Origin of the sequence: Oscillatoria sp. HE19RPO (genome assembly GCF_024220515.1) — a bacterium.
Classification (GTDB): domain Bacteria; phylum Cyanobacteriota; class Cyanobacteriia; order Cyanobacteriales; family Laspinemataceae; genus Laspinema.
In genome coordinates, this window is sequence record NZ_JAMXOT010000304.1 from 1 (window position 1) to 10,495 (window position 10,495).

Sequence of the window (10,495 nt, forward strand, 5' to 3'; positions counted from 1 at the left end):
CAACAAATAAATCATCCTTGCTTTGATGCGATCGCACCTAACAAGGCTCTTTTAGCCCGCGCAGGCACCGCTTTGTCCTGTGAGCCTCCAGGCTTGAGCCTGCGGGTTTTTTGAAGGTTTTATTTTTTGGAGTTCCCTAAGGGGTTGAACCCGGGATTCCCCGAAAAAATAGGGTTCTAAATATTGTCCCGCAAGACGAACGGGGTTGTGGATGACGAGATGCGCGATCGCCTGAAGCAGGAGGTGGGGGGCTTCACGATATCTTTACACGATCGCCCGGGGGTTAAATTGCGTCAACCCTACTCAATTCCGTAATTATACGGTTGACAGAAGATTATTATTAAATTATCTTTCCTAAAGATTTTATAAAGAGACTGCAAGACACTGGTCATGGAGAGAAAAATAATGCAAGAATTCCAGTGGACTTGAATATATACCGCTTTCGGGTAGCCAGTTTGCGGGATAACTCTCCGGCGCTTCTTGTTCCTGGATTTGACTGAATAATCCTCCCAAAGCGATTAGGATCAATACTGACGAGTCTTTAATGATGATCGGAAAGAGTATGTAACGTTCGGCTAGTTCAGCCGATGAGGGTAAGGGTGTCATGTCTAAGCAACAATCGAACAAATCACAACAGCTACTACTGGAAATCGCGAAAAGTATCCATCGCACCTCGAACTTGGAACGAATTTGGCAGCAAACTGCCCGAGATTTAGGCAGTGGATTGGGTGCAAGCCGTTGTATTATTTATTCCTATCAAGAGGAGAATCAGCCCTTAAAGGTAGTGGCGGAGTATCAGCAACAGGCAATGGCTTCGATGTTGGGATGGGAAGTCAGACTAGAGGAATGTCCAGAAATTGGCAGGGCGATCGCCACCCTGGAACCGGTCCTAGTGGATACTACTCTAACCCAAGAAAATGGCGAACGGTATTCAACGTTGATTGTCCCAACAGCTTATGAAGATCGACCGAATGGGGCGATCGTCTTGTATCACCAAGTTCATCAATCCAGGCTGCATCAAGAGCATTGTCCCCTCCTCTGGAGTGAAGCTGAAATCGAATTAGTCCAAGAAGTCGCCAAGCAAGCAGGCAGTGCGATCGCCTCAGCTACCCTCTACCACCAACTCCAAGAAGCCCGACAACAAGCCCAAGAAGCCGCCCGCCTCAAACATGATTTTTTGGGCAAAATTTCCCACGAATTCCGCACTCCCCTCAACCACATCATCGGATTTCTACAACTCATTCTCGATGATATGGTAGACGATACCGAAGAACAACGGGAATTTATCCATGAAGCTCACCATAGCGCCCTCCACTTCCTCCACATGATTAATGACGTTTTGGATTTCAATAAACCCAAAACCAATGTCATTCTCGACTTACAACTCACCCCCGTTAACTTACATAAACTATTAAAAGATATCGAACGCTGTGCCTTCACTCAAATTGAATCTAAACAGCTCACCTTTAAAATTACCCAACCCTCTAATTCCCGAAATATTTTCTTACAAGGGAATGACAAGCAGCTCCTTCAAGTCATGTTAAATCTAGTCGGAAATGCCATTAAATTTACCCATCAAGGCGGCATCATCATAGAAGCCGAAACATTCACTCACAAAGTGATAAACCCGGATGTAGACCATCCCAATGGGGTAGAAATTCGCATCTCCGATACAGGAATCGGTGTTCCCCTAGAATATCAATCACGACTTTTTGAACCGTTTTTTCGAGTTCATGAAGCCTATACCAGTCCTTACCCCGGAACAGGTCTAGGTCTATCCTTGTCCAAAAAAATTATCGAAGGAATTGGCGGCGAGATTCACTTTTATAGTATGGGGGAAGGACTCGGCTCAACGGTTACCGTGAATCTGCCCCTAGCCGCCCCCTGCTTAAGTTCTAAATCCGCCCCGGAGATTAGCCCATCTCTAACCCCCAAAATCATTCCGCTGCGAGAAGAACGCCGATAGTAGAAGGGTGGGGACAGGCTGAGACCCCAGCCCTGTCAAGGTGGTAAATTGAATCCCGCCTCATCCTTGTTGCTTGTAGGGGCGTATTGCATACGCCCAAAAGAGGGCGCAAGCATTTACTCCGACAAGAAATAACGATTTTTCGTCATTCAATTTACCACCTTGACAGGGCTAAGTCTTAAACCCCCGGGACCAGAAACCAAGTTTTTGGCCCCATTTTGCTTTTCTATAATGTTCGTAGTAACGACTTCAGTCGTTACCGCGTGACGAAAGCTGATGCTTTCGTCACGCCCGGTTTGAGGTGGAAGATCCAGTCTGCAAACCAGGGTTGAACCCGATGATGGTGCCTGTCATGGCAGAGGCCATGACAGGCGGCAACGACTAAAGTCGTTACTACAAACATGATCCGCACCCCTGTTTGTAGTAACGACTTCAGTCGTTACCGCGTGACGAAAGCTCAGGCATTCGTCACGCCCGGTTGGAGGAGTAAATTCCAGTCCTCAAACCAGCGATGAACCCGTTGATGGTGCCTGTCATGGCAGAGGCCATGACAGGCGGCAACGACTAAAGTCGTTACTACAAACATGATCCGCACCCCTGTTTGTAGTAACGACTTCAGTCGTTACCGCGTGACGAAAGCATCAGCATTCGTCACGCCCAGTTGGAGGAGTAAATTCCAGTCCCCAAACCAGCGATGAACCCGCTGATGGTGCCTGTCATGGCAGAGGCCATGACAGGCGGTAACGACTAAAGTCGTTACTACAAACATGATCCGCACCCCTGTTTGTAGTAACGACTTCAGTCGTTACCGCGTGACGAAAGCATCAGCTTTCGTCACGCCCGGGTTGAGGTGGAAGATCCAGTCCCCAAACCGGCGATGAACCCGCTGATGGTGCCTGTCATGGCGGATGCCATGACAGGCGGTAACGACTGAAGTCGGGACGTTGAACAGGATCCGGAATCCGATTTTGATATGTCTATAAAAACTACACAATCGACTTTTAACAACCGGATTTGGGATGAGATGTTCCACAGGACTCGGCGCACCCCAGAAGGCGAGTCCCTTGACAGCGATACCACAACCCACCCAGTCAGCTTGTACCCTAAAAGGAGGTCAACATTCAAAAACAAAAGGCAAACATGACAGAACAAACCAACCCCCGGGATTTATTCCGCGCCGCCTACGAAAACCGTTACACCTGGGACTCGAACTTTCCAGGATATCGGGCCGAACTCCAAGTCAAACAGGGAGAAGAAACCTATACCGGCCAAATCCACATTAAAGGTGACCTCACCGTAGAAGTCAGCGGAATCGACCACGAAGAGGTGCAACAAAGCGTCTATACCCAATTGCGGGATATCGTCACCCACCGCAAACGGAGCAAATTTGAGGACGCCCACGGCAAAAACAGCTTTAGCGCTGGGGAATCCGACGAAACCGATGCCATAGAAATCCTCGTCAAAGGGGATGCGATGGGGTCCAACTACAAAATCCGAGGGACCGAAATCTGCCAAGTTAGCCGCGTCATGGGCCGCATGGCGTTTACCATTGACACCGCCGAAAGCCTAGATACCGGCGCAGGCTACGTTGCCACCCGCTATCATGTCGTCTTCCGCAACGCTCAAACCAACGACCTGATCCGAGAACTCGACTTTGAGGACACCTACGAAAAATTTGGAGACTATTACCTGATGACCCATCAAGTCATCCACTCCAAAGAAAATGACACCGTAACCACCACCGAGTTCAAATTCTCCAACATTAAACTCCTGCAACCTGCAACCGTTTAAATCCCCAAAAGGGTCTGGGGGTCAGATTCCTGGACCCCCAGACTCCGTGAACCTCCCCTTCAATGAAAATCCGTGAAATCTGTGGTTCCCTCCTCAGAACCGTTAAAATTGGGACAAGACCATAAACCTAAAACCAGGAGAATTTATGTCTGCATTGGCACTCACGTCGGAAAATGTCGAAAATGTCTTAGATGAACTGCGCCCCTACTTAATGGCGGATGGCGGAAATGTCGAACTCGTAGAAGTGGATGGTCCAGTGGTCAAACTGCGACTCCAAGGCGCCTGCGGATCCTGCCCGAGTTCTGCCATGACTTTAAGAATGGGGATCGAACGCAAATTGCGCGAATCTATCCCTGAGATTGCTGAAGTGGAACAAGTGCTGTAAGTTCAGAAGGATATGACGATCGCGGGTCGGTTTAGAATGTTCACCGCAAGCCGTTTGTGCGACGAACCCTTCAACCCTGACCGGCGATCGCCATCTCCTGTCCTCATCACTTCTTCTTACTATGCCTCACCCGCTCTATGTTGCTTTTATTTGGCATCAGCATCAGCCCCTCTATAAAAGCCGAATTGGGGGGCAGTATCGACTGCCTTGGGTTCGTCTGCACGGCACGAAAGATTATTTAGACTTAGTGCTGATCTTAAATCGGTATCCTAAACTCCATCAAACGGTGAACTTAGTACCGTCTTTGATATTACAGCTTGAAGACTATATCGAAGGCACGGCATTCGATCCCTACCTGACTGCCGCCCTCACCCCAGAAAACCAGCTTACCCTGGAACAAAAACATTTTATTGTCGAGCATTTCTTTGATGGGAATCATCGCACCTTAATCGATCCCCATCCCCGGTACGCTGAATTGTATGCTCAACGTCAGCATGAGGGCCGGGGATGGTGTTTGGAACATTGGGGCGATCGCGAGTATGGCGATTTGCTGGCATGGCACAATCTCGCCTGGATTGACCCGATCTTTTGGGATGACCCGGAAATTGAAACTTGGTTAAAACAAGGTCGGAATTTCACTTTAAGCGATCGCCAGCGCATCTATTCTAAGCAACGGGAGATTATCAGCCGGATTATCCCCCAACATCGTCAGATGCAGGAAGCGGGTCAGTTGGAGGTGATTACTTCCCCTTATACCCACCCGATTTTACCCTTACTGGCGGATACTAATGCCGGTCGCGTGGCAATTCCCAATATGGAATTACCTCAGCATCGCTTCCAGTGGCAGGAAGATATTCCCCGCCACTTAAGCAAAGCTTGGACGATGTATCAAGAGCGGTTCGGCCAGAATCCCCGGGGGTTATGGCCTTCGGAACAGGCAGTCAGTCCGGAGATTTTACCCGATATTGCCGCACAAGGGTTTAAATGGATCTGTTCTGATGAAGCGGTTTTAGGCTGGACGTTGCAGCACTTTTTCCATCGGGATGGCGCGGGAAATCTGTTTGAACCGGAATATTTGTATCGTCCCTATCGCTTAGAAACACCCCAAGGGGATTTATCGATTGTATTCCGGGACCATCGCTTATCGGATTTGATTGGGTTTACTTATGGTGCGATGGAACCGAGGCGGGCGGCAGCGGATTTGGTGGGACATTTAGAGGCGATCGGTCATTCCCTGAAACATCGCCAACCCGCAGGTGCTGAAAGTGGGTTAGAACAGCCTTGGTTAGTGACGATCGCCTTGGATGGAGAAAACTGCTGGGAATTTTATAACCGCGATGGCGAACCGTTCTTAAATTCCCTCTATGAAAAACTCAGTCATCATGGGGAAATTGAGTTAGTTACTGTGGCGGAGTTTATTGAAAAGTTTCCTCCCACGGCGACGCTGCCGAGTGCTGGTTTACATAGTGGATCTTGGGTGGATGGCAGTCTCACAACCTGGATTGGCGACCCGGCCAAAAATAAAGCCTGGGATTTGTTAGAACCAGCGCGGCAGATGCTGGCACAACATCCAGAAGCCACGGAAGAAGCCAATCCAGAAGCGTGGGAAGCGTTGTATGCTGCCGAGGGTTCGGATTGGTTCTGGTGGTTTGGCGAAGGTCATTCTTCTAACCAGGATGCCATGTTTGACCAGTTGTTTCGGGAACATATTGCTGCGATTTATCAGGCACTTGGTGAGGCAGTTCCGGAGAATGTCTTACGTCCGGTGGAAGATCATGAACGAGAAGGCGATCGGCGTCCTCAAAGTTTCATCCATCCGATTATTGATGGCATCGGAGACGAACAGGACTGGGACAAAGCCGGTCGGATCGAAGTTGGCGGTGCCCGGGGGACCATGCATCGCAGCAGCGCCATTCAGCGGGTTTGGTATGGGGTAGATCACCTGCATTTCTATCTGCGAATTGATTTTAAAACGGGCACCGAAATCGGCAAAGATTGCCCTCCAGAACTGAATTTGTTGTGGTATTATCCCGGTCAGACGATGAGTATCAGTTCGATGCCATTATCACAATGCCCCGATCGCGAACCCTTTAACTACCTGTTCCATCACCATCTCGGCATTAACTTAGTCAGTCAATCGGTCTGGTTCCAGGAAGCCCGGGACCATCATCAGTGGCATCCCCGCAAGGGTCGCGCCCAAGTTGCCTTAGATAAATGCTTAGAAATCGCTATTCCCTGGGCGGATTTACCCACAGATCCGGATTGGACCCTTCATTTAATGCTGGTCTTATCTAACGGAGGTCGATTCCAGGATGGGGTCACTGAGGACCATTTAATTCCCATCCAAATGCCGTAATTTCTATCGCGATTCTTGGCAGAATTGGACAATTCAGGAGACAATTCCGGAAAGGAGTGGGAGCATCTTGCTCCCTTTTTCCCTTTTGCTTAAAGGGAGCAAGATGCTCCCAGCCCTTAATTTTATTGTCGGAACGATTTATATCCCTCTTCTCCCCCTTCCCTCTGAGGGATATATCCCTCTTCTCCCCCTTCCCTCTTAGGGAAGGGGGTTGGGGGGTTAGGTCAGTCTGGATGATCCGCGCAAACCTAATATTAAACTGACTCTTTCCTTCAGAATTTCTAATTTCCTAAAAGGAATTTAATCCCTGGGAATTTCTTCAATGTAAGCTTGAGCCTCTAAGTGAACTTGACCCGGAACAATCCTTAACCCGCGCAACCGGACCGACATCCCCGAGGATAACTCAAAATTAGAAATATTAAGTAGATATTCAGATTTTTTTACTAACTCAGCGGTCATTTCTGGGGAGATTTCATTGCCATCCAGGTACTCAATTTCCTGTAAACGCGCGCCGGTTCCATCGGTTTTTACCTTTGGTATGGCAGTAAATTCCACCTGATGAGTTTCGCCGGTTTCGCGGAACAATACGCCGATACTGAGTTGGATTTTTCCCTCACTGGGAAGACTAAAATCAACTTGGTGAGCGTCCAAAGTCAGGGGTTTACCATCGATGGTGACCGGGAAATTTTGAAGTTTTTCCTGAATATAATCTGAATCAAATGCCCCGTTAATATCCTGTTCATTTAAAACTACTGTAACCGTGGCTTCCGTGGGTTCTTCTAATTGAATATTTCCGATGGCGGCTAAAAGCGGTTTGATGGATATTTTCCCGGTTTTTATATCCAGGTTTTCCATTCTTAACTCTTGTTTCATCACCATCCCTTCTCCGGAAATTTCCACCGATTCTAATTCGCCTTTTACCAAATTAGCTGACTCAGAATGAACGGAAACATCAAGGGTTTCAAAATCATCGAATTGATTGGAAATCGCTAGTTTTGCTGTGGCATTAATAGCCCGGTCCTGTAGGGACTCTTCTTCGCTCATGGGGTTGACCTTTCGGTGATTATCAAGTGTATATTCACTGTAAGCGATCGCCTCGGTTCTGAGTTCTCTCTATTGGATTAATTTAACGCCCATTTTAAATCCCTCCGCAGAGTTAGGTGAAAATTAGCTAAACCCATTAAAAAATCCGAGCATTTTAAGAGACCTCTTGCAGGATTTTGCAAAAGGTCTCTCTCTGATTTACTTCAGTTTAGCTAGAGGTAGCTAGAGGTAGCTGGAAGTGAGCTTAATCTTACTCACCAATCTGATAAACGTCTTCAGCCAACATCACAGGAGTGTTTCCATACTCCTCGGCGAAGAGACTTTGGATCTCGCGAGTCCACCCTGTGATATCGAAATCTCGCTCAATGTCTGCCATCACGAAGGGACGAACTTCACCCGTTACGACGATCTCCTCTCCGGCATTAACGCGGTTAGCTTCTGGGGGAAGTAATACCAGAACATCTCCGCCACCGATTAAGCTATCCTGTTGTAATAACATGGCATTGAAGGTAAAATATTCATTGAGTTCACCTTCAACAGCAATGGTTTCCCCGTAAAACTGTGCTGGATTGTCTGAAATTTGGCTCGGTTCCGGGGCTAAGGCAACGGATTCGGCGACAATCACAGGTCTCTGGTCATATTCGACATACACATCCGGATCCCAAAAATCCCAGCCAAAATCTCTCTCAAGTTCCGCCACTCGCAGTTGTCGGACTTGACCTGTGACCTGAAGGGAGATATCGTCATTCTCAGGGGGTACAATCGGTTGTCCGGTATTGTTAACCACTACGATTTCTGAACCGCCAAAGAATAAAAAGCCACCCCGAGTGAGTTTAAAAGCATTCTCATCGATGCTTTCCTCGAAATCTCCCCGAACTGTCACCGTCTGTCCGTAATATTCTTCCGGGGAACCGGCAACATTTTCAAGGGTAATTACGGGAGAATTATCGGGATACATTCCCATTTGAGCTTCAGCTTTTCTGGGTAAACCGGGAACAAAGGCAGCGGTCATCACGGCTAAGGCGATCGCCACTCCCATTGGGTTTCCCATTCGGTTGTTCTTTTTGTAGGTGGGTGTGAAATTCTTAAGCATATTGAGTTAACCTCCTATAATAGGCTGATATTTTTAAACGGGGCATTCTTTCTTTTAAAATCAGTCAACTTCAGGGAGAAGTCAGCCCTGTTTAATGAAAGTAGACTTCCCTCTAATTTAGGCATACAATTTTGATTTTACCTCTATCTTTAGAGGCGTTATTTGTCACGGGAGGGGCAATGATAACAATTACCTCTCCCGAAGCGGGTTCAGGATTGATTGAGACGTCCTGAAAGGGGCGATCGCTCGCCCTAATTATCCCGATGATGCCTTAGTAAAGGGTGGGGTAGATTCCATCAGCAACTAACACTAGACGGTTGCTATACAGATCTTGCATCTGTTGTTGCAGAGCCGCATCCCAGTTCAAATTATACTCACTTTGCAAGGTAGCCAGATCAAAGGGACGTACTTCACCTGTGACCACAAGGTATTCATTCTCGGGGAGGATTTCCAGTTCGTCGGCATTGAGTACGAGGATCTCTTCATTTTCATTATTGAAAGTAAAAGCATTGGAAGCTAACTTTTCATTAAATCGGCCCTCTATCGCGATCGGGCGATTGTAGAAGAGGTCGGGATTCTCAGAAACTTGCTCCGGGGTGGGAGCCAGTGCCAGGGATTCCGCAACGATCGCCGGTTGATTCTCATACTCAGCATATAACAGCGGATCTAAGTCCAATCCGTAGGCTGTATTGATATCCACCAGGTTGAATTGACGGACTTCTCCCGTTACTTGGACCTGCATCTCATCGGCATTGGGAATGGCAAAAACCTCACCACTGGAATTGATAACCAGAATTCCCTCCCCACTTAAAAAGCGGTCATCATCCATTAAAAAGGTGTCACTAGAGGTCTCGATTTCTTGCACATCTCCACGCACCGTCACCATTTGACCCATAAAGTTTTCTGGGTTAGCGGAAATATTTTCGGTAGTCGCCGCCATCTGTTGACCGGGCATTGCCGTCATGGGTTGGTCCGGGGTCATTGTGACTGGTTCTCTTCCCGGTGCAGGGGCCGTGGTGGTGGGGGTTTGGTACTCGGTCTCATCGAATGCTTGGTTCTCTTGCTGACAAGCCGGTAACAATAGGGCCAACAGTCCCAACGCTAGAGCACTGGTCCGAACGCCGCCTTTTATCTCGTTAATAATCATAATTTTTTTGGCTCCTAATTTACTGAATGACCCTCTCATCGAAGAAATGGCTGAAATTAATTTCTGGCAATTCTCGCTTTGAGGGTCTGCACTGACTATTTGTTTGTTATGTGACCTCATAATAAGAAGAATAACCCGGCGATCGCCTCTATCCACAGAGGAGTTTTACCCTCTATCCAATTGGGTATTACACTGAGCAGAAATGAACTCGCGCCATTCACAGGGGCGAATCTGGTTTAAATATTTTGTCACCAAAATGACAGAATTTCAATCTCACTCAGTTCACACAAGCAAAATTTGAAAAATTGTATAGAATAACTGGAGGGTGAAAAGTCATGTATAAAGCCTTGGAGGTCGCTCTATGGCCTCAAAAAAAATGGACCGGCATAAAACCAGTCCATCAGTCATACTGGTAAAGAGTCTAAGCTTAACCAGTGTTACCATTATGCACCCAAAACAGCGAATTGAGGAAATCATAAAAAGTCTAAGGCCCGCATTCAGCCGGGAGGCGGCATTTAAATGGTTAATGATTATGGTTATCCTGTTATGCAACCGGGCTACAGCCATCACCAGTTAGGGAACTCCAAAAAATAAAATACCCAAAAACCCACACCCTCAAGGGTGGGGCTATACGGACGAAGCCCGCCTGCGCGGGCTAAGAACGTCTTTTTAGTTCCTTAAGCATCGCATTTGGGTGATTTATTTGTTGCAAT

The 10,495-nt window shown here is 47.6% G+C and carries 12 protein-coding genes; 5 read left to right on the top strand and 7 right to left on the bottom strand.

The features are described from left to right. Window positions 1-183: 183 nt before the first annotated feature. A complete protein-coding gene (locus NG833_RS30595) occupies window positions 184-315 on the top strand; it encodes a hypothetical protein (protein ID WP_256556139.1) in 132 nt (43 codons plus the stop codon). A gap of 289 nt (window positions 316-604) precedes the next feature. Next, complete coding sequence (locus NG833_RS24335; protein ID WP_254567860.1) at window positions 605-1,966, top strand: GAF domain-containing sensor histidine kinase; 1,362 nt, start codon at window positions 605-607, stop codon at window positions 1,964-1,966. Window positions 1,967-2,222: 256 nt separating this feature from the next. Here NG833_RS24335 and NG833_RS24340 read toward each other — a convergent pair whose 3' ends face one another. The 4 genes from NG833_RS24340 to NG833_RS24350 are packed head-to-tail and all read right to left on the bottom strand — an operon-like array spanning window position 2,223 to window position 3,053. Next, complete coding sequence (locus tag NG833_RS24340; RefSeq protein WP_254567861.1) at window positions 2,223-2,369, bottom strand: hypothetical protein; 147 nt, start codon at window positions 2,367-2,369, stop codon at window positions 2,223-2,225. Between the two features lie 54 nt (window positions 2,370-2,423). After that, window positions 2,424-2,552, bottom strand: coding sequence for a hypothetical protein (locus NG833_RS30600; protein ID WP_256556140.1), 129 nt, complete (start codon window positions 2,550-2,552; stop codon window positions 2,424-2,426). 36 nt (window positions 2,553-2,588) lie between these two features. Continuing rightward, window positions 2,589-2,735 carry a hypothetical protein gene (locus NG833_RS24345; protein ID WP_254567862.1) on the bottom strand — a complete coding sequence of 49 codons (147 nt, stop codon included), beginning with the start codon at window positions 2,733-2,735 and terminating at the stop codon, window positions 2,589-2,591. Window positions 2,736-2,771: 36 nt separating this feature from the next. Then, on the bottom strand, window positions 2,772-3,053 hold the full coding sequence (locus NG833_RS24350) for a hypothetical protein (protein ID WP_254567863.1): 282 nt from the start codon (window positions 3,051-3,053) through the stop codon (window positions 2,772-2,774). Between the two features lie 53 nt (window positions 3,054-3,106). On the opposite strand from NG833_RS24350, the gene NG833_RS24355 reads away from it, so the two are divergent. The 3 genes from NG833_RS24355 to NG833_RS24365 all read left to right on the top strand — a co-directional run bounded on the left by NG833_RS24355 (window position 3,107) and on the right by NG833_RS24365 (window position 6,498). After that, window positions 3,107-3,757, top strand: coding sequence for a DUF3386 domain-containing protein (locus tag NG833_RS24355; RefSeq protein WP_254567864.1), 651 nt, complete (start codon window positions 3,107-3,109; stop codon window positions 3,755-3,757). A gap of 145 nt (window positions 3,758-3,902) precedes the next feature. Next, window positions 3,903-4,142 (top strand): NifU family protein, encoded by a 240-nt coding sequence (locus NG833_RS24360; RefSeq protein ID WP_254567865.1) that lies wholly within the window; start codon window positions 3,903-3,905, stop codon window positions 4,140-4,142. Between the two features lie 121 nt (window positions 4,143-4,263). Continuing rightward, window positions 4,264-6,498, top strand: coding sequence for a glycoside hydrolase (locus NG833_RS24365; protein WP_254567866.1), 2,235 nt, complete (start codon window positions 4,264-4,266; stop codon window positions 6,496-6,498). 300 nt (window positions 6,499-6,798) lie between these two features. Here NG833_RS24365 and NG833_RS24370 read toward each other — a convergent pair whose 3' ends face one another. From NG833_RS24370 to NG833_RS24380, 3 genes are all read right to left on the bottom strand, one after another. Continuing rightward, entirely contained in the window at window positions 6,799-7,542 is a 744-nt protein-coding gene (locus NG833_RS24370) for a DUF2993 domain-containing protein (RefSeq protein ID WP_254567867.1), read from the bottom strand. 250 nt (window positions 7,543-7,792) lie between these two features. Continuing rightward, window positions 7,793-8,635 (bottom strand): hypothetical protein, encoded by an 843-nt coding sequence (locus NG833_RS24375; protein ID WP_254567868.1) that lies wholly within the window; start codon window positions 8,633-8,635, stop codon window positions 7,793-7,795. 271 nt (window positions 8,636-8,906) lie between these two features. Then, window positions 8,907-9,782, bottom strand: a complete 876-nt coding sequence (locus tag NG833_RS24380) for a hypothetical protein (RefSeq protein WP_254567869.1) — start codon at window positions 9,780-9,782, stop codon at window positions 8,907-8,909. Window positions 9,783-10,495: the final 713 nt, after the last annotated feature.